A 16,186-nucleotide genomic window follows, 5' to 3' on the forward strand; every position below is an offset into this window, starting at 1 on the left:
TAAATGCGATCAGACCCAAATGCTTCATACAACCATCCGGCGCATGATTCCCCTCCTCCTGCTGTCGGCATCGGCCAGTGGCTACGCAGGGCAGATCGTGATTCCTAGCGAAAAGCACTATCAATGCGGGAACTGGATCGAGTCCCGAAGACAAACAGGTTCACAAGATGAACAGGTGATGAAGCTATGGCTTTGGGGCTACGTCTCTGGCTATGTAACGGCAACGCCACGAGGAGAAGAACTCGATCTGCCCTCGGGAGCCACGGTTGCAGCATGGATGGACAAGTACTGCCGGGACGAACCCTTAAGCACCATCGTCACAGGTGGAGCAGCCCTTGTTAAATACCTCATGTCCAAGCGGCGGAAATGACCCATTTGAATTATTTGAATAGGGGGAAATTTCTTGCGCGTGCGGAACAGGGCGGTCTAGAGGCCGAAAGCCTGGGAACTTTGCATAGCCCCCCCGTCCCATCACATTGCCGATGGCCCTGGCACGCGCATAGAAGCCCTGTACAGGGCAAATGCCAGTCGGCTGACGTGCGACGGTATGCCCGCCCTACGCCTGTCCAGAGCCATCTATCATCAACACCGACCAGAAGGAACACCGATGCAATACGCAATCTTCGACACAGGCCCGGGTTTCCTACAGTGGATGGGCGAAGCCGCTGATCCCGCTTCTGCAATCAAAGCGCTTCACGAGGAAGCCAAGGAGTTCGGCGCGGATGACCAGGATCCGGCAGAAGCATTCATCGTTATCTACGAGCTGCAAGATCAAGAAGTCGCGAAGCTGGACGAGCTGCTCACGACGGGTGAGCACATCTATCAGGACTTCGATGACGAAGGCCAAGAGTTCACATTGGCAGAGGTCCGCGAGATCGCGGGTCTATAAGACTCGGCAAGCCTCCTCGCGTTGCTTGTCTCGACTGTGATGGGTGGCGCACAGCGGATCCCAGTTGCTGGTATCCCAGAACAGTGTCTGATCGCCTCGATGGGGTATCCGATGGTCAACCACCGTGGCCGCCTCAACCCTGCCCTCAGCCTGGCAGCGGATGCACAAGGGCTGCGCCTTCAGGAACGTCACTCGTGCCTTCTGCCAGCGGTAGCCGTAGCCCCGCTGGCTGCTGGTCTGGCCACTGGTGCGCCAGTTGCCGGCCTGCATCGTCTGCACGCGGCGGGTGTCGAGCACTGGCAACGCGTTTTTAAGTATCTTGAGGACCATCATCAGAGCCTTCCGACAACACATAGAATGCACTACAACCAACCCATGGAACACAGCATGCACCCACCTGGTCAGTGCGATAGTTGCGGTCTTATATTTCCCGTCACCATGATTTTTGGTGGCGGTGGCAGTCAAATATCAATTGACAATTGTGTAGTTGACTGCCCTCGTTGCGGCTCCATCGCCAAGGTTCTTGATGGAACCTATAGCTTCTTAGATGAAACAGTGAGGCTACTAAGCGGCCCGTCGTCCACAATTGAAGCACTGTCCAAAATTGCGAAGACAATCAAGGACTCTGTTGCAGCTGGCGAGAGCTCTGAACGCACATTTGATCGCGTCAAAGAGCACGCGCCCTGGCTTACCAACTTGGCGCCTATTGCGAAAAGCCAGGCAGTACAGTTCATTTGGGCGGCCCTTGGTTTGATTGCAAGTTACGAATACACCCAATATCGCGACTCATCTAATGCCCAGCGCAAGCGGCAAGACGCTGTCGAAGTTGCCAAAGAAGGCGCCCAGCGGCAGCAAGATGAGCAAGCTTGGCGAGATTTCCAAGATCGCATGAAGCAGCCATTGCCACAGCCTCCTCAGCCAGAGCGCATCCGGTTCCCCAGCTTCGGACTTAGTAGATAAGACATGTGTTCACTGTCGTAGCTGCCCCACAGGCTTGGCTGGTTGCCCCGAGGCGCCCTCAACGCCCTGCCACAGCGGGACGATGTGATCCAACTCGAAGGGCCGGGGCATGCTTGGCGTGATGTCGATCAGCTCGCCACAGCAGGCGCAGCGCGGACCGTCTCGCAGCCGGATCCTCAGCCGGGCCTCCTGCCTGGCGCGGCCACGGGATCGGCCCATGGCTCCAAGGCGCGGGGCCTGCTGCAGCTTGCGGGAGTCGGCCTTCTGAATCCGCAGTGGCAGCGCGCTGATGCGTGGCCGATGACCCATGCAGATCTCCTTGATAGGTGCCGCCACGCAGGCCTTGCACCCCATGCGCTATGCATGCTTTGCCGGGTGCACCTGGTGGCGGCGAACTGGTGACGGATGCCGGCGCTACCCGGCGCACTATCGGGGCGCGTGCCCCTGAGCAGGCTTGTCGAAGTCCCTTTTCGGGCCGCCTGCAGATCAGCTTTCTGCTTTCCGTCGAACTGGATGCACCGGGCCGAATCGAACGGCCGACCTCCGGGTTATGAGCCCGGCGAGCTGTCAACTGCTCTACGGTGCGGAAACAAAAAAGCCACCTCGCGGTAGCTCTACAAATGCGTTGCGTTGATCTTTTACTGGGAGCTTTTCAAACGCTCACCTCGGATGATGTTCGAGCTCCCACATTCGCACACAGGGCGAACAAGCCCGGTTCGTTGTCGAGCCACGTGGTAGTCATCCTCGGGCAGTTCCTGGAACCCTATCCATCGTTCCCAAGTTCTTCCCCAATCATCGGAGCCATCGATGTACTCGCCAAGCCTTCCACATGCTTGGCAGCGGGCCTCATAGCGAATGCTATCGGTACTCATGCAACAGCCCTCGCCGAATTGGTCAGTTCTTCTGGATGACAACGAAGTCTATCCATCGGTTCCCAGTCTGACTCTCTTGATGAGTCTTGTGGACGTGGAACCCATCACCACCATCCCGCTCCCAGCCTTTGACCAATGCATGAAACGCGGCACCTGCTATCCCAAGGTCATCGGCGCCCAGCGACAACAGACTTCCAGGCTGGGCGGATTCCAGAAATTGATGGAGCTTGTTCATGGGATGAGCCTACCATCGGTTGAGCCACCCGTGAAGTCCACCAATTCCCCCATCGGACTTACGGCACAACGCCGCTGGGGAAGTGCCGTTCGCGAACTATCCAGCTCCGCTGCGCTTGCGGTGGAACGCCCGCCCCATCAAGCCACTCAGGGACGGCCCCGGCTGGATCAGGGGATGAAACAGGAAAGCCCCGACTGCGTGAGCAATCAAGGCCAATGTCTATTCTTCAATAAAAGACAATTAGAAGAAATCGTATTGACACGTTCAGCCACCAGTGGTCACATAAGTCCTTTCAACAAGGAGAAGGAATGGCTGAAGTTACTTACCCCTGCTATTGGCAGAAAAAAGACAATCAAGGACAGTGGTACTGGATCTACTACGCTGTCAATGGAAAGGCAATCTCTAGGAGCAGCGAAAGCTATGTTGCCCGATCGGATTGCGAACACTCGATCAATTTGATGAAGGGATCGTCAGCAGCCAAGGTGTTCTACTCAGAATAAGTCGCTGCGAATACCGTTAGATTTAACGCAAAACAAAAAGCCCGCTGGCGAACCTAGTGGGCTTTTTCTTTGGGCGCATCGGCACCCTGGGGAAGTCTCAACTTGAGCTATCGACGCACTGCCACCTCCGTCCAGGGATGCCACGATTCCTATGCGTCTTCGCTCAATCGATAGGGCGAACGATACCTGAAAATCAGGCCTTGTACAACCCTTTTTTTATGAGCAGTGCGGCAACTTGCACCGCTGCCGCCGCTGGTGTCGAGTGGTCGCCCTGACCTGCCCGGTTTCTCCGAGACATTGATTTCTAGGAAGATGGCTCCCGCCCGGAGAGGAGCCGATGAAGAAGAGTCGATTTTCAGAAGAGCAAATGGTCACGATCCTGCGCGAAGCAGATCGAACGACGGTGGCCGAGGCCGCCAAGAAGCACAAGGTCAGCGAAGCCACCATCTATGCCTGGCGCAAACACTTCGGCCAGATGGAAGCGGCCGACGTCAAGCGTCTGAAGGCCCTGGAGCTTGAGAACAGCCGGCTGAAGAAGCTTCTTGCCGAGCGAGATCTGGACCTCGAGATTCTCAAGGAGATCAACGCAAAAAAATGGTGAGCCCGTTGGCTCGGCGCGAGCAACTGGCCTTCGTGCGCGCACGTGGCTTGAGTCTGCGCCGCGCCTGCGGGCTCATCGGCATGTCACGCGCCACGCCCAGTTACGAGTTGCGCTTGCCCGCCAAGGATGCGCCGGTGCTTGCGGCGATGAAGGAACTGTCGGCCATGTATCCGCGCTACGGCTATCGCCGCATTCGCGTATTCCTGCGTCGCAAGGGCTTCGAGCTGAGTTGGTCTCGCACGCACAGGCTGTGGCGTCAGGCGGGCCTGCTGGTGCCCCGGAAACGGCCGCGCAAGCGCATCGCATCGCTGCGCCCGCGCATCCACACGCCGTTCAAGGCCAACATGGTCTGGGCCTATGACTTCGTCTTCGACACCACGGCCAGCGGTCAGCAGATCAAGTGCCTGACCGTGGTGGACGAATACACCCGGGAGTGCCTGGCCATCGACGTGGCTGGGGCCATCCGTTCCAAGCGCGTGATCGAGGTGCTTTCGCGGCTGGTCAGCCTGCACGGGGCGCCGCTGTTCATGCGCTCGGACAATGGCCCCGAGTTCGTCAGCCAGGCGATCCTGGAGTGGATCTCAGCCTCGGGCATTGCCACCGTGCTCAACGATCCCGGCAAGCCCTGGCAGAACGGCACCGACGAAAGCTTCAACGGCAAGTTCCGCGACGAGTGTCTGTCCATCGAGTGGTTCCGTTCGCGCCGCGAAGCCGCTGCCCTGATCGAAGCCTGGCGCAATCACTACAACGAGGTACGTCCCCACAGCAGCCTGCAATACTTGACCCCGGCAGAGTTCAAACTCGAACTCCGCAAAGAACCGCAACCCGCCGTCTTCTAGGAAAAACTGTCTCGACTAAACCGAGCAGGTCAGCCCGACTCGAAGATCAAGCCCTCACGCTTTACCGTGCAGCGCCAGGCTCCATCACGGCAGACAGAAAGCACCTCCCAGCCCGCGCGGCCCATCAACCGCTCAACCTGAAGACCGTTGGTTGGGTTGTGTGCAGGTCTGATCTGCTGGGCGAGCAACTCCTGATGCGCCTGCTCGCGACTCGGCCTTCCGTCCAAGTGCCGCCACGCATTGCAGTCGCGGCATTCGGCGTACAGCAGGCTGGGGCTTCGAACCACCTTGAAGTTGGGGTGCATGCACTGTCCAAGCATGTGTTCATTGACAAGTTGCTCATCCGCAGAAGCACGTCCGTCTTGATATTGCATTTCGGTTCTAAACCTTTCTCGCCAGAAGCATCTGGCGGCTGTCTGTCAAAAGCCGGCCGAGTTCGACCAAGCTGGTGCCAATGATTTGGCAAACACGTTTGGGAGCCATCCAGGGTTTTACATAGATCCAGTTCAGTGCGCTCCTGTGTTGCAGCGGAAGATGGATCACGGCGGCATGGATGCGGGCCGCGTCCAAGTGGTCGATCTGCAGCTGCTGTCGCTGCCTGGCCTCGCGGGCCTGGGCGCGGTCCATGGGCTCGGGCGAGACCATGCGGAACATCGGCGAGATATCCCGGGCCACGGCGCCATGGCACCAGCGGCCCCAGTTCGCCAGACGCGCGTCAATGTGCCTGTGCTCCTCGGGCACGGCGTTGAAGTCGATGTAGGTCCTGCTCATTCTTTCCTTGGGTCAGTGAGAGACGGGTCAGCCGCGGCGCTTGTTGAGGGTCTGCCGAACCTTTTCCGCCAGTGCGCTGCACAGATCTCGGGTGCCGAAGGCGATTGGCACGTAGTCCATGCGTCGGTCCTCGACATAGGCTCGGCGGTTATGGGTCAGCATGCTGCTGACTGGTTCGATATGCATCGCGCACTGGCTCTGGCTCCACAGGAGCACATGGCAGTTCTCAAGACTGGTGATGGCGCGCTCAGGATTGGTCAGCGAATTCATCTTTTGGCTCCTGGGTTGAGAAAGGGACATAGCTGATGGCGCGGCGCCGGTTGTTCGTGGCGAACTGCTGGGCGGCCTTGTTGAACCAGAGGTACTGGCTGTAGTGCTGCACGTCGCCGTTGCGTTGCTTCTGCAGCTCCAGCTTGGCGTCGGGCTTGTCGGGGTCGTGGCCGGCGTCGTTCTCGTCCTTGCGCGCGCTCCAGACCGTGAACACGTTGTCGGCGCCGTCGGTGATCTTGGAAGACCCGGCAACGTCCAGCTTTCCAGGCCCTTTGGACTCGTCAGCACCCTTGCGCGGGTGGGCGACCAGGTGGACATGCACGCCATTGCGGCGCGCGAAGTCGCAGATCTTGCGGACGGCTTCCTTCTGGGCGGTCATGCTCCCTGGGCCGTCTTCGGGCACGTCCGTCATCATCAAGCTGTCGATCACGAAGTGACGCATGCCGTAACGCTTGGAGCCGTACAGGAACACGGCCAGGAGACGGTCGATGCCTGCGCTGCCCACCACGTTGAAGAACCATTGCTTGTCGTGCAGCCAGGCTCCGATGGCGTCGATGTAGGGCATGCTTGGGCGGTCCAGGCCCGCGGCCTGCTTGACGGTGCGCTTGAGCTGGCGTTCGGGTGTCATCTCGCCGGAGAACACCATCACGCGATCGCCCTGCTGCATCAGCCCCAGCAGCACCTGAGACAGCATCAAGCTCTTTCCGTGGCCGTTGTAGCCGGTCCAGACGGTGACCTCGCCGGAGCGGAACTCGAACCAGTCCAGATCCTTGTCCAGGCGCAGCACCGGGTCGCCCTCGTCATCGTGGGCCGGATAGAACATGGACTTCACGCGGTTGATGAAGTCGCTGGCCTGGCGCATCTCCTCGGGGTCCAGGGTCTTGGCTTCCTTGGTGGCGTGCCAGAAGTCCTCTCCACAGGCGCCCTTCTGCAGGAACTCGTTCGCGTCCTTCTCGGGCAGCGTGACCAGCTTGCAGCGCTCCAGGCCCAGGCGGCGAACGATCTCCTGCGCCCCGGCCTTGCCGGCCTCGTCGCTGTCGAAAAAGATCAGGATCTCGCTGAAGCAATCCAGGCGCTCCCAGTCGTTCTCCAGCCACTGGTGATTGCCAGCGCCAGCATTGACCGACAGGGCCGGAATGCCGACCTGATGCAACGTCATCGCATCGATCTCGCCTTCAGTGATCGCCACGGTGCGGGCCTTCGGGTCGATCAGGTGCCAACCGAAGAGGCAAGGCTCTGCCCCGCTCTCCTGCCGCATGTCGCGCTTCTCCGCGATGTTGCGGTACTTCACGTTGACCAGCTCGCCGTTGCGCAGGTACGGAAACACGGCGTAGGTCTTGCCACCGCGGATCTGCTCGGCCACCCGGAAGGCAGCGATGGTCTCGTCGGTGATGCCACGGCCATTGAGCCACTCCTTCACGCCGGCCTTGGCGGGCTGGCACTGCGGCTTTGCCGGGCGCTTGAAGGTCTTCTTCTCGCGCTCGGGCATCACGTCGCGGATGCCCAGGTACTGCTTCGCCTCGCGGATGGCTTCGCCGATGGACTGGCTGCGGCAGGCGGCCCACAGGTCCAGCAAATCGCCCGCGTCTCCTGACGCGAAGTCCTTCCACACGCCGGCCTTGGCGCCGGTCAGGCGGACGGACAGGGACTGGCCCTCTTCGCCATTCACGCTGCCAGCCACCCACTCGCCGGCCTTGCGTTTGCCGTTGGGCAGCAGGTACTGCGCAATCGCCGCAGCGTCAGAGGCCATGCGCTGGCTGAGTTCGGCGGCGTTCACTCAGGCACCTCCATGCGGCGGCCGTCGCGGAAGAGGTGGGCGTTGTGGGCGTAGCACCGCTCGTTCTCGGCCTCCCAGCGGTTCTCGAACCCGGCCTGCAGAGCCCATTGCGGCCGGCTCTCGCTGTCACCACCCTGCGCCGCGCCCTCCCCGTCGTTCCATCGACCCTCGTTGAGCCACGTCGAAGGGTGAGGGATGTACTGGCCACCGTCTCGCTGCCACTGGGTGGACTTGGCCTGCACCGCAACGGCCGCCAGCATCTTCGCCAGCAGATCGGCATCGGGCTTGCGCTTGGCAAAGGCCTTGCGAGCCGCATCCTTGCCGACCTTGCGGGGGTATGCCGACCAGAACTCGCCGAAGCCATCCGGCTCGTCGGCAGCATCGCTCCGACGCTGCCGCCCCCCGGTGGGGGGTTGGGGGGTATTGTCTTTATATTCTCTTCTCTTCTCTTCTCTAGGTGACGGCCTCGTAACGCCATCAGCGTTACTTTCGCCGTTACTAGAAGCGTTACTTCGGTGAGTTGCCGCCCTTTTGGCACCCTGGGCACGGCTTTTTGCCGTCGCACCGTTGTGCTTGTCGAAATTGGCCAGCGAGATACCGTCTTCCGTGACCACGATCCAGCCAACCGTTGCAACACATTCAGTGAAGCCAGTAACGCCGAGCACACGATCCAACAGCGTTGGCGTAACGCCATCAGCGTTACCGTCAGTGGTGTGCTGATCGAACCAGCGAAACAGGCGCATCAGCTTGCCCACGGTCAAATCCGGGTCGTCCCAACCCATCTTCGCCGTGATAGCCAGCGTCTCCGGCTTCTCCGGCAGGCTGTTATCGAATTTGATCCATTCGCCAGCCATGCCTACTCCTTCGCCTCCAGTGCGCTGTCCAGGGGCAATTGCACAACCCAGAGCGTGCCGTGCTCGTAGATCTCCACATACCAGCCACGAGCCACGCACCAGGCCTCAAACCCCCTGTGGATGTAGCCGTCATAGGCTTCGTCATCCAGGTAGATGGACGGGCCTATGCAATAGCCGGGTTCGATCTCAGCCTCGCCGGAGACCACAGCGCCAATCTGGGTCGGATTGCTCGACCAGCTGCGCAGGAACTGAGCCTTGGCGCCGGGGAAATGAGCATTGAGATCCGCGATCAGGGCGGCTTCGTCTATGAGAGTTTTCGTTGGCATGTGTCCACCACTTAGAGGGAAGCACCACAAGAAGAAAGCCAACGGCCGGCAGGTGGTGGATCTGCTTTACGGGAGCTACCCTGGCCGTCGGCGAAAACGGGTCAGGGGATGGCCGGCGCGCGCTGCGGCTTACCTGCGGCGTTGACGGCGCGCGCAGCCTGTCGCAGCTTGCGCAGCACCTCCTCGGCCTCGGCGATCTCGCGCTCGATCTGCGCCAGCTCGTTGTCCGAAATCACACCGTCTTGCATGGCCTCGATCACCGCGCTCGTGATGTGTGAGGTCTCCAGCACCAGCTTGGATACCTTGTCCACCGGACTTGCCACCACCGTGCGGCAGGCTTCCAGAAGATCGAAGCGGCCACCGGCCTCGCCAGCGACATAGGCCGCGTAGTCGTAGCAGTGGGGCATGCCGGCCTCGCGCAGCAGGCTGGTGATGGTCAGTGCATCGACCGCGCCGAGCTTGTGCGATGAGGCGCCGGACAGCTCCTTGCGCAGAACCTCGTCGGTCTTGCCAAGGCGAACGGCCACGACAGCGCGGCCACCAGGGAAGTTGTCTACGCCGCGGCGCAGCGCATCGAGAGCGCTCATATCCGGCTCCTGAAAAATTGGACGTGGACGGGGAAGAAGGGAACGCCGAACATCGCGGCCATGCAAACAAAAACCACACCAAAGGGAGCCGCCATGAACCTCAACACCCAGCCCTTCCACGCCAGCACCAGGACCAGTGTCAGCACCAACGTGAACCCCGAGACAAGCGCGCGGGAGCAGACGTTGACGACGAGCCAGCTGGAGCTGTCATGGAGAGCGGGGGAGCTGCACATCCGCTGCAGGGCGAGCCGAGTGGTGATGTGCGTGGAGCGCGAGCTGGCTACAGCGCGCGGCGGGCGGAGGATGTCCTGACGCGGCTGCATGGTCAGATCTCGGCGGGTTGGGCAGCGACTGGCACAAGCTCCGGCCAGATCTCGTGCCAGTCGCCAGGCCGCAGGTCCGACAAAAGGATCCTTGTATCGGCTGCATTGATCCGGCGCGCAAGGGCCGGGTTTGCAGCCCTCCGTCCAGTGAGAACTTGGTAGAGGTAGGCGGGCGTTGTCCCCGCTCGCACCGCAAGCTCGCGGGCCTCTTGTGGCGTGAGGGCTGGTATGGGCATGCCCCATTCTATAGCATCAGCTAAAGATAAGACAAGCAAATCGTTAGCGTACGCTATTTTCGCAATTGCTATCTTCGAGACATGACGAACGACACGCAGGAATTCAGGATTGAGCGGCTGATCGCTGCTTCCAAGAAGGCTGGCAGCGACACAGCGCTTGCGCGCCTGCTGGGCTACAGCAACGGCTCCTTCATCGGTCAGATGAAGAGCCGGCACCGGCCCATCAAAGAGGATTTCGTGGAAAAGCTCGAAGCGCTCCCCGGTTACGCTGGCTGGTTCACCGCGTCATCCGCAGAAGCCGCGGCGCCTGTCAGCATGCCGACAAGTGATCGCGATGACATCCCGCCTGGGTACGTGCGACTACAACACCTTTCCCCGACCCCCTCCATGGGCCCAGGAAGAGGCATGAGCGAGCCCGTTCAGATCATCCGGCACCTTGATGTGCTGGAAAGCTGGGTGCGTCAGAAGGTCGGCAGCACGAACTACGACCGCATCAAGATCCTGACAGGCATCGGGCAAAGCATGTTGCCCACGATCCGTGACCACGATCTGGTTTTCGTGGACATGGGCCAGAAGTCAATCGATGTGCCAGGCATCTATGTGCTGGACGTGTGTGACCGCCTGCTGCTGAAGCGCGCTCTGATTCACTCGACAGGAACCTTGGTGCTCCGCAGTGATAACGCAGAAGAGTTTCCAGACGAGGAGCGAATCGACCTACGCACAGCTGCCGATAGCATCAATGTCGCGGGCCGCGTGAAGGCTTGGTGGACGCTACATCAGGGGTAAGGCACCGGTTGTTGCTGGCTTATGACACAAGGAGAGTGGGATGAAGAGGGTTTTTATCGTGGCGGGGGTGATGGCAGCCGCTGCCGCCCATGCAGACATGACGCTGCAGGAGCGTTACCCCGGCCCTTGGAGAGATGACTTCAACTTGCCCATCAGCAAGGCTCTTGCGCAAAACTCGGTCAGGGGTTGCGGCGAGTTCAAGTATCGGCCGAGCAGCCGCGACAAGGGGGAATTCCTTGTTTACTGCACACGAGACGGCAAGAGTTGGGTCGCCTACCTCGTATGGGCGCCGATAGCAAAGGTCACGGGGCCGCACCAAGTGTCAGCCGCCATACCGCCATGACGCATCCACCATGCAAGGCCGACGCCGCGAGGTTGTAGGGCGGCGGGGATTTATGAAGAGGAGCAGACGTAGCCCATCAGCAACGTCTGACGACAGTTCAACACATAGAAGCACATGATCTCTGTCCCCGAGGAAGAAGCGAGGGAGCTGCTTAGCTCACCTCTTCTGCTGGAAGGCCCTTGCGAGTTCTTCGCATGCAAGCAACGCCCCTGGCACCACACCATCGAGCAGGGGCTACTTCGGACTGACGGGACGCGAGCAGGCTTGTTGGCGAAAATTGAACATGTGATCGCGAAGAGCACGCACTTCAGAACCTTCCAGTTCAGCGTGTTCCGGTCCCAGCTCGGCGGACCTCAGCGCATCTACCAGTTGACAGTCACCAACTCCAAGCGGCCCATGAACGATCTCCATCAACTGTCACATGAGCACTTCGGGACTTCACGTAGTGAGCCTCAGCCACAGTGGGCTAGCTGGACTTTTGAACAGGCAATGTCATACTTTTGCGAACGGTGCTGTATCACGATCGATCCACCCATAGACAACCCAGAGACCTTGAGGCTCAGATGATCTGCCATAACCTATCCACATTGATCGGGTTCGCGTGCACCCCGCTCAACGACGAGGGGACGGTGGCCATGCTGACAACGCCCTTCCGCTTCGCCGATGGCGACCCGATCCCCATGTTTGTGCAGCATGCAGGCGGGGCCGTGCGCTTCTTCGATGATGGCTACATGGCCCTTCATTTCTCTGGCCGAGGAATGAAGCTCGATAGCATGCGAGAGGGAAAATTTCTGGCGAACGCTGCTCAACGTAATGGTGCGTCATACACGGATGATTGGATTCTCGAAACCATAGCAACCCCGTCGAATGCGCAACAAGCTTTCGCCAACTACGTGGCAGCAGCTCTCGACATATGCGCATGGGAGCGAGATAACGAAGGCTCCAATACTGACATGGTGCTACTGGTTGATGAAGTAGCGATGGCCTATAGAGCAATTTACCCAGATGCCGACATATCCAGAAATCCAGGATTTAAAGGAGTGTCTGGAAAAACAGTAAGCCTTGATTTGCTAGTTAATGGAGTTGGAATTGCTGTAACATCAACTCACCACTCTGCAATTAATGCCGCGCTTCATAAAATTGTTGATATTAGCCAGTCCACTCAGAATTCCGGCAGAAAATTGCGCTTCGTCATTGATGACAGAGAAGACCCTGAAAAGGCCAAATCAGAAGCATTCATTCTGCAAGCTGCAGCCGAGGTTCAGTTGCTGAGCAACTTGGAGAGAGCGCCAGCGCTGCACAACTAGGTCGCAACCGTAGCCCGCCCCGAGCGGGCTTTTTCATGCCCGGTCGCCACAAGGCAGGCAGTCGTGACAGCAGGATGGTAGTGCCGCGCTGTTGCGGCGCCATCGGAGCATTGAATGCCCTACACCACCCTGCAAGACATCGAGACCCTGGCGGCAGATCTATCAAGTGCCCGCGCCCTGCCAGATTGGCATCCGGCGAAGGATCTCCAGATCACCACACTTGAGCTGCGTGTCCAGCAGTCTATTGATGAGCTGGATGCTGGCGGCGCCACGGCCGACGATCCGCGACTGGTCAGGTTGCGATCTCTGTAGCCGCCCCACCCCGGCGCCATCGGCCAACCGAGCCACCCTACTCCAACACAAGCCCCGCGCGACGGGACTTTTTTGCGTCCGCGTGCAGCGTGGGGATGGGTAGTTTTTCGAAATCTATAGCATTTGCAAATATTCATCTTGCGCAATTCATAGCATGTGCTAAAGTTCATCACAACGCACCACCAAGCGCCAAGACCTCGGCAAGCGATACGAAGCCGGTAAGCCCAACAGGATGCAGAGGGCAGGTCCAGGGATGAACTCCCGCCAGCGAGGTGTTGCGAGGGGTGCCGCAGGCATCCATTCCTCAACCTGTTGGAGTGATTGATGCCGCCCTTCTCCCGCCACCTCCTCGAAGAGATCACGCTCAGCAAGGCGGAAGCGCTATTGCAGGTCCGCCGAGACGCGCGCCACGGGCACAGCAGCCTCACTGAAGGCTGGATCCGGCGCATCTGCCGCGACAACGGACTGCAGCCGCATCAAGTACGCGCTGCAGAGCGCCAGGGCCGCGAGCTGCGTGCAAAGGGCGTGCCCTGCATGTGCTCGTACTGCGGTTTCGGCGGCAACGGCCAGATCGAAGACCGCGAGCGCATCCGCATTGACTACGCCGCCGCTCGGCGCGAGCAGCTGGCAACAGCCGGCATGTCCTACGACGAGCGCGAGCAAACCATCCAGGCCGAGATCGACGCGGGCGCCGCGTTCCAGGCCCTCCCCATCACCGTCAAAAGGAGTACCTCATGAGCCAGGCCGCATGCCTGTTTCGTCTCGTCGCCATGCGCCGCCGCGCTGGCGGAACCCTGCTGCGGTCCATGGCCTGGGCCTTGGGCCTGCTCTGGCGCAATCACCGCGCATCCCAGCGCCAGCACCTGTAACCCCAGAGGAAACCGAATCCATGGAACTCGAAATCACAGGGGAAGAGACCGGCGCCCAGCTCATCAAGCTGCTGGTCAAAGCTCGCCACGTCGCCCGGGGTTTGAACAAGGCGCGCGACGTCTACAACGAGGCGGCATCAATCTGGGGTGAGTCTCACAAGCGATTTGAAGAGGGGACCGCGCAGAAAGAGCGCGCTGCACAGGGAATCACCCAGTGCAAAGAGGCGCTCCTGGACATTCGGTTCGGCGAGATCGAGCTGGGTCACTTCACCATGACGCTGAGCCGCCATCTGGACGCGAAGGCAGACCGCCAGCATGTGCTCGAAGCGCTAAATGTGGGCCTGGCCGCGCGCCAGTCGGATGAGTACAAAAAATACGGCAAGACCACTGCAAGCCTGATCTACACGCTGCAGCTTGAAAACTCATCCAGCCGCCGCGGCGAGGACTGGGATATACCGCCGCTCGCGTGGTGCTGCCATCTCGCCTTCATGAACAAGATGACGACGGACCCCGAGTTCGACCGTGCGTCCCACGATGTGCTGAACGAAGTGTTCAACGGGTACTGGGGCGAGTATCAAGAGCGTCCGCTCATGGAACGGCTGGCCGGAGGTGTCGCGTGATGGTCTCCGCTGCAGACCAGGCCGGCGCAAAGCGTTGCCCCACCGCTGTTGCACACCACGCTGAAAACCTACGACGCGTCGGTTTTGCTCGGCTCACTTTTGAGCCGAGCGCAGCAGAGCTTTCAAATGAGGGTTCAAGGCTTGGTTTTTTTGACCGCAGCCTCTGCGCCCTTCTGCCGCCGCTCTCGGGCAGCGGCGAGAAGTGCAGATTTGATCGCCATCTCTATCGTCAAGCCAGATTCCTCCGCAAGGCTTTCGACGGCTTCGCGAAGCTCGGGGTCGTTCTCCAAGTCAAACGTGTGCACAAGCTTTTGGGCTGCTGGGTACTTCGGAACGTCCGCCCCATCGTCAATGTTTCCGCGGCCATAAGCGAGCCACTCAAAACTGACTGCCAGCGCCTTCGCCAGTTTCGCAGCGACCTCAGTGCGGGGCTTGCTACGGCCCTGCTCGTAGCGAGAGATCTGCGCGGGCGCAACGCCGCTGACCTCGGCCAAGTCAGCCTGAGACCAGCCATGGCCGGAGCGCGCCTTGATGAGGCGCTGTGGAAGTTCGCTGTCCATTTTTTCCAAATTTAGTCATGAACAGTATTGACAAGTAGCGAACGGTATTTACACTACTCTTCATGACTGTTCAGTATCAATCACAACCAAGTTTGATTCTATGTCGAAAGCCAAGCAGAAGCCTCCCATCCAGTTTAGGCCGACGGACGACCTTGAGCACTACCTTCGAACCAAGGCGAAGGAAGCGTTCCGCAGCGTCAACCAGGAGATCCTGTTTCGTCTCGAACTGAGCCGCCGCGCGGATGAGCAGTGCGAGGCGGGAACAAGCCCGCAGTGAGCCGGTGCAAATGTCGCCGTACACACATTTCAGGCACTGAAAAACACCTCAAGAGTGACTTTTCTAAGTCTCGCAATTTTTCAAGAAGTAGCCGACAGTTGGCCGCAACAGAAAGGAGCCCAGCAATGAACGAACTAATCCCCGTAGCGCCGCGCGAGATCGGCGGCGTAACCATGCTGACCTCGGAAGGGCGTGACCTGCACACGTACCTGGACGTGGGTCGTGACTTCTCCAACTGGATCAAAGACCGGATTGAGCAGTACGAGTTCGTCGAGGGGCGCGACTACAAAACCTACCTTCTCGCCAATATTGGCGAGAAGGGTCAAGGTCGCCCGACGAAGGAGTACATCATCAGCGTCGGTATGGCCAAAGAACTGGCAATGGTCGAGCGCACCCCAAAGGGCAAGGAGGCTCGCCTGTATTACATCGCCTGCGAGCGCCGCGTGCTGGTCGGCGACGTGGCCACTCTGCCAGCGCCAGTGGAGATGAAGCCCGCTCGTGTCCGCGGCCGCACGCCCCTGGATCAGGTCAAGGTGATCAACTTCGTCGGCGACGCACTGAAGGACGTGCCCGGCATCCGCCTCGATGTGGTCGCAGCCGCCAAGCTCCAGGCCTTCGAACAGCACACCGGCATCGACTTCAGCGAGTTCCGCCGCGCGCTGCCCCCCGTGGCACTGGAGCGCATGGTCCATCTCAACCCCACGCAAATCGGAGCCCGCCTCGCGGAGCAGACTGGCCGCGCCAAAGTCAGCAGCCAGCTCGTCAACAAGGTACTTCTGCAGCTTGGCCTTCAGCGCAAGGTCGAGGACGGTTACGCGCTGACTGAAGCAGGCCTCAAGTACGGCGAGGTGCTGCCCTTCAAGGCCAAGAACGCACACCACGGAAATCAGATCGACTGGTGGGAATCTGTCGTTGATGTGGTGCGCGAGAACATGCCCGCGGCGGATGGAAAGCGCGGCAGCGGCGGCAGTGTGATCCCGCTGAAACCAAGGCAGGGCTCAGATGAACCCCAGACAGCCCTGCTCTGAGCCCCGGGCGCTGAAGGTTCACGCGGAGGCGGTGACCTCCTGAA

Annotated in this window: 24 protein-coding genes and 1 tRNA gene; 13 read left to right on the forward strand and 12 right to left on the reverse strand. The window is 59.9% G+C overall.

The window, feature by feature from the left end; translation table 11 throughout:
• Positions 1 to 19 precede the first annotated feature (19 nt).
• Positions 20 to 370: a hypothetical protein gene (locus L1Z78_RS15645; RefSeq protein WP_234637317.1), complete on the forward strand. Its 351-nt coding sequence runs from the start codon at positions 20 to 22 to the stop codon at positions 368 to 370.
• 237 nt (positions 371 to 607) lie between these two features.
• Positions 608 to 889, forward strand: coding sequence for a hypothetical protein (locus L1Z78_RS15650; protein ID WP_234637318.1), 282 nt, complete (start codon positions 608 to 610; stop codon positions 887 to 889).
• Here the strand turns inward: L1Z78_RS15650 and L1Z78_RS15655 are convergent.
• Positions 884 to 1,222 (reverse strand): HNH endonuclease, encoded by a 339-nt coding sequence (locus tag L1Z78_RS15655; RefSeq protein ID WP_234637319.1) that lies wholly within the window; start codon positions 1,220 to 1,222, stop codon positions 884 to 886. The genes L1Z78_RS15650 and L1Z78_RS15655 overlap by 6 nt on opposite strands.
• Before the next feature lie 24 nt (positions 1,223 to 1,246).
• Between L1Z78_RS15655 and L1Z78_RS15660 the strand changes: the two genes are divergently transcribed.
• Positions 1,247 to 1,849 carry a hypothetical protein gene (locus L1Z78_RS15660; RefSeq protein ID WP_234637320.1) on the forward strand — a complete coding sequence of 201 codons (603 nt, stop codon included), beginning with the start codon at positions 1,247 to 1,249 and terminating at the stop codon, positions 1,847 to 1,849.
• A gap of 510 nt (positions 1,850 to 2,359) precedes the next feature.
• On the opposite strand, the gene L1Z78_RS15665 is transcribed toward L1Z78_RS15660, so the two are convergent.
• Positions 2,360 to 2,435: transfer RNA gene (locus tag L1Z78_RS15665), tRNA-Met, on the reverse strand.
• A gap of 308 nt (positions 2,436 to 2,743) precedes the next feature.
• Positions 2,744 to 2,956, reverse strand: coding sequence for a hypothetical protein (locus tag L1Z78_RS15670; protein ID WP_234637321.1), 213 nt, complete (start codon positions 2,954 to 2,956; stop codon positions 2,744 to 2,746).
• Between the two features lie 308 nt (positions 2,957 to 3,264).
• Between L1Z78_RS15670 and L1Z78_RS15675 the strand changes: the two genes are divergently transcribed.
• Both L1Z78_RS15675 and L1Z78_RS15680 read left to right on the forward strand, forming a co-directional pair.
• Positions 3,265 to 3,456 carry a DUF1508 domain-containing protein gene (locus L1Z78_RS15675; RefSeq protein WP_234637322.1) on the forward strand — a complete coding sequence of 64 codons (192 nt, stop codon included), beginning with the start codon at positions 3,265 to 3,267 and terminating at the stop codon, positions 3,454 to 3,456.
• A gap of 337 nt (positions 3,457 to 3,793) precedes the next feature.
• A protein-coding gene (locus L1Z78_RS15680) for an IS3 family transposase (protein WP_234637323.1) occupies positions 3,794 to 4,896 on the forward strand; the annotation gives its coding sequence in 2 pieces (ribosomal slippage) (positions 3,794 to 4,052 and positions 4,052 to 4,896; 1,104 coding nt in all).
• Positions 4,897 to 4,925: 29 nt separating this feature from the next.
• Here the strand turns inward: L1Z78_RS15680 and L1Z78_RS15685 are convergent.
• From L1Z78_RS15685 to L1Z78_RS15720, 8 genes are all read right to left on the reverse strand, one after another.
• Entirely contained in the window at positions 4,926 to 5,270 is a 345-nt protein-coding gene (locus L1Z78_RS15685; RefSeq protein WP_234637324.1) for a hypothetical protein, read from the reverse strand.
• 7 nt (positions 5,271 to 5,277) lie between these two features.
• Complete coding sequence (locus tag L1Z78_RS15690; RefSeq protein ID WP_234637325.1) at positions 5,278 to 5,667, reverse strand: hypothetical protein; 390 nt, start codon at positions 5,665 to 5,667, stop codon at positions 5,278 to 5,280.
• Positions 5,668 to 5,694: 27 nt separating this feature from the next.
• A complete protein-coding gene (locus tag L1Z78_RS15695) occupies positions 5,695 to 5,937 on the reverse strand; it encodes a hypothetical protein (protein WP_034369338.1) in 243 nt (80 codons plus the stop codon).
• The gene (locus L1Z78_RS15700) at positions 5,915 to 7,714 is read right to left on the reverse strand and encodes a toprim domain-containing protein (RefSeq protein WP_234637326.1); all 1,800 of its coding nucleotides are present in this window, start codon (positions 7,712 to 7,714) and stop codon (positions 5,915 to 5,917) included. Before L1Z78_RS15700 ends, L1Z78_RS15695 begins: the two co-directional genes overlap by 23 nt.
• On the reverse strand, positions 7,711 to 8,568 hold the full coding sequence (locus L1Z78_RS15705) for a hypothetical protein (RefSeq protein ID WP_234637327.1): 858 nt from the start codon (positions 8,566 to 8,568) through the stop codon (positions 7,711 to 7,713). Before L1Z78_RS15705 ends, L1Z78_RS15700 begins: the two co-directional genes overlap by 4 nt.
• Positions 8,569 to 8,570: 2 nt before the next feature.
• Entirely contained in the window at positions 8,571 to 8,894 is a 324-nt protein-coding gene (locus L1Z78_RS15710; RefSeq protein WP_234637328.1) for a hypothetical protein, read from the reverse strand.
• A gap of 101 nt (positions 8,895 to 8,995) precedes the next feature.
• Entirely contained in the window at positions 8,996 to 9,481 is a 486-nt protein-coding gene (locus tag L1Z78_RS15715; protein WP_234637329.1) for a phage regulatory CII family protein, read from the reverse strand.
• Positions 9,478 to 9,804: a hypothetical protein gene (locus tag L1Z78_RS15720; RefSeq protein WP_234637330.1), complete on the reverse strand. Its 327-nt coding sequence runs from the start codon at positions 9,802 to 9,804 to the stop codon at positions 9,478 to 9,480. Before L1Z78_RS15720 ends, L1Z78_RS15715 begins: the two co-directional genes overlap by 4 nt.
• A 317-nt stretch (positions 9,805 to 10,121) precedes the next feature.
• Here L1Z78_RS15720 and L1Z78_RS15725 point away from each other — a divergent pair, with 317 nt between their 5' ends.
• The 6 genes from L1Z78_RS15725 to L1Z78_RS15745 all read left to right on the forward strand — a co-directional run bounded on the left by L1Z78_RS15725 (position 10,122) and on the right by L1Z78_RS15745 (position 14,277).
• Positions 10,122 to 10,826 (forward strand): S24 family peptidase, encoded by a 705-nt coding sequence (locus L1Z78_RS15725; protein WP_234637331.1) that lies wholly within the window; start codon positions 10,122 to 10,124, stop codon positions 10,824 to 10,826.
• Between the two features lie 978 nt (positions 10,827 to 11,804).
• Entirely contained in the window at positions 11,805 to 12,476 is a 672-nt protein-coding gene (locus L1Z78_RS15730) for a DUF1828 domain-containing protein (protein WP_234637332.1), read from the forward strand.
• A gap of 114 nt (positions 12,477 to 12,590) precedes the next feature.
• Positions 12,591 to 12,788: a hypothetical protein gene (locus tag L1Z78_RS15735; RefSeq protein WP_234637333.1), complete on the forward strand. Its 198-nt coding sequence runs from the start codon at positions 12,591 to 12,593 to the stop codon at positions 12,786 to 12,788.
• A 324-nt stretch (positions 12,789 to 13,112) separates the two neighbouring features.
• The gene (locus tag L1Z78_RS15740; protein ID WP_234637334.1) at positions 13,113 to 13,526 is read left to right on the forward strand and encodes a hypothetical protein; all 414 of its coding nucleotides are present in this window, start codon (positions 13,113 to 13,115) and stop codon (positions 13,524 to 13,526) included.
• Positions 13,523 to 13,657 carry a hypothetical protein gene (locus tag L1Z78_RS27970; protein ID WP_267966978.1) on the forward strand — a complete coding sequence of 45 codons (135 nt, stop codon included), beginning with the start codon at positions 13,523 to 13,525 and terminating at the stop codon, positions 13,655 to 13,657. Before L1Z78_RS15740 ends, L1Z78_RS27970 begins: the two co-directional genes overlap by 4 nt.
• Positions 13,658 to 13,677: 20 nt before the next feature.
• Positions 13,678 to 14,277 (forward strand): hypothetical protein, encoded by a 600-nt coding sequence (locus L1Z78_RS15745; protein WP_234637335.1) that lies wholly within the window; start codon positions 13,678 to 13,680, stop codon positions 14,275 to 14,277.
• 134 nt (positions 14,278 to 14,411) lie between these two features.
• On the opposite strand, the gene L1Z78_RS15750 is transcribed toward L1Z78_RS15745, so the two are convergent.
• Positions 14,412 to 14,837, reverse strand: a complete 426-nt coding sequence (locus tag L1Z78_RS15750) for a helix-turn-helix transcriptional regulator (protein ID WP_234637336.1) — start codon at positions 14,835 to 14,837, stop codon at positions 14,412 to 14,414.
• Between the two features lie 100 nt (positions 14,838 to 14,937).
• On the opposite strand from L1Z78_RS15750, the gene L1Z78_RS15755 reads away from it, so the two are divergent.
• Both L1Z78_RS15755 and L1Z78_RS15760 read left to right on the forward strand, forming a co-directional pair.
• A complete protein-coding gene (locus L1Z78_RS15755; RefSeq protein WP_234637337.1) occupies positions 14,938 to 15,114 on the forward strand; it encodes a hypothetical protein in 177 nt (58 codons plus the stop codon).
• Between the two features lie 125 nt (positions 15,115 to 15,239).
• Positions 15,240 to 16,142, forward strand: a complete 903-nt coding sequence (locus tag L1Z78_RS15760; RefSeq protein WP_234637338.1) for an antA/AntB antirepressor family protein — start codon at positions 15,240 to 15,242, stop codon at positions 16,140 to 16,142.
• Positions 16,143 to 16,186 lie beyond the last annotated feature (44 nt).

Origin of the sequence: Delftia tsuruhatensis (assembly GCF_903815225.1) — a bacterium.
Taxonomy (GTDB): Bacteria; Pseudomonadota; Gammaproteobacteria; order Burkholderiales; family Burkholderiaceae_C; genus Comamonas; species Comamonas tsuruhatensis_A.

Bases quoted from the DNA above. Each gene is read 5' to 3' on its own strand.
- L1Z78_RS15645 (WP_234637317.1), top strand. From the start codon at position 20: ATGCTTCATACAACCATCCGGCGCATGATTCCCCTCCTCCTGCTGTCG.
- L1Z78_RS15650 (WP_234637318.1), top strand. From the start codon at position 608: ATGCAATACGCAATCTTCGACACAGGCCCGGGTTTCCTACAGTGGATG.
- L1Z78_RS15655 (WP_234637319.1), bottom strand. From the start codon at position 1,222: ATGATGGTCCTCAAGATACTTAAAAACGCGTTGCCAGTGCTCGACACC.
- L1Z78_RS15660 (WP_234637320.1), top strand. From the start codon at position 1,247: ATGCACTACAACCAACCCATGGAACACAGCATGCACCCACCTGGTCAG.
- L1Z78_RS15670 (WP_234637321.1), bottom strand. From the start codon at position 2,956: ATGAACAAGCTCCATCAATTTCTGGAATCCGCCCAGCCTGGAAGTCTG.
- L1Z78_RS15675 (WP_234637322.1), top strand. From the start codon at position 3,265: ATGGCTGAAGTTACTTACCCCTGCTATTGGCAGAAAAAAGACAATCAA.
- L1Z78_RS15685 (WP_234637324.1), bottom strand. From the start codon at position 5,270: ATGCAATATCAAGACGGACGTGCTTCTGCGGATGAGCAACTTGTCAAT.
- L1Z78_RS15690 (WP_234637325.1), bottom strand. From the start codon at position 5,667: ATGAGCAGGACCTACATCGACTTCAACGCCGTGCCCGAGGAGCACAGG.
- L1Z78_RS15695 (WP_034369338.1), bottom strand. From the start codon at position 5,937: ATGAATTCGCTGACCAATCCTGAGCGCGCCATCACCAGTCTTGAGAAC.
- L1Z78_RS15705 (WP_234637327.1), bottom strand. From the start codon at position 8,568: ATGGCTGGCGAATGGATCAAATTCGATAACAGCCTGCCGGAGAAGCCG.
- L1Z78_RS15710 (WP_234637328.1), bottom strand. From the start codon at position 8,894: ATGCCAACGAAAACTCTCATAGACGAAGCCGCCCTGATCGCGGATCTC.
- L1Z78_RS15715 (WP_234637329.1), bottom strand. From the start codon at position 9,481: ATGAGCGCTCTCGATGCGCTGCGCCGCGGCGTAGACAACTTCCCTGGT.
- L1Z78_RS15720 (WP_234637330.1), bottom strand. From the start codon at position 9,804: ATGCAGCCGCGTCAGGACATCCTCCGCCCGCCGCGCGCTGTAGCCAGC.
- L1Z78_RS15725 (WP_234637331.1), top strand. From the start codon at position 10,122: ATGACGAACGACACGCAGGAATTCAGGATTGAGCGGCTGATCGCTGCT.
- L1Z78_RS15730 (WP_234637332.1), top strand. From the start codon at position 11,805: ATGCTGACAACGCCCTTCCGCTTCGCCGATGGCGACCCGATCCCCATG.
- L1Z78_RS15735 (WP_234637333.1), top strand. From the start codon at position 12,591: ATGCCCTACACCACCCTGCAAGACATCGAGACCCTGGCGGCAGATCTA.
- L1Z78_RS15740 (WP_234637334.1), top strand. From the start codon at position 13,113: ATGCCGCCCTTCTCCCGCCACCTCCTCGAAGAGATCACGCTCAGCAAG.
- L1Z78_RS27970 (WP_267966978.1), top strand. From the start codon at position 13,523: ATGAGCCAGGCCGCATGCCTGTTTCGTCTCGTCGCCATGCGCCGCCGC.
- L1Z78_RS15745 (WP_234637335.1), top strand. From the start codon at position 13,678: ATGGAACTCGAAATCACAGGGGAAGAGACCGGCGCCCAGCTCATCAAG.
- L1Z78_RS15750 (WP_234637336.1), bottom strand. From the start codon at position 14,837: ATGGACAGCGAACTTCCACAGCGCCTCATCAAGGCGCGCTCCGGCCAT.
- L1Z78_RS15755 (WP_234637337.1), top strand. From the start codon at position 14,938: ATGTCGAAAGCCAAGCAGAAGCCTCCCATCCAGTTTAGGCCGACGGAC.
- L1Z78_RS15760 (WP_234637338.1), top strand. From the start codon at position 15,240: ATGAACGAACTAATCCCCGTAGCGCCGCGCGAGATCGGCGGCGTAACC.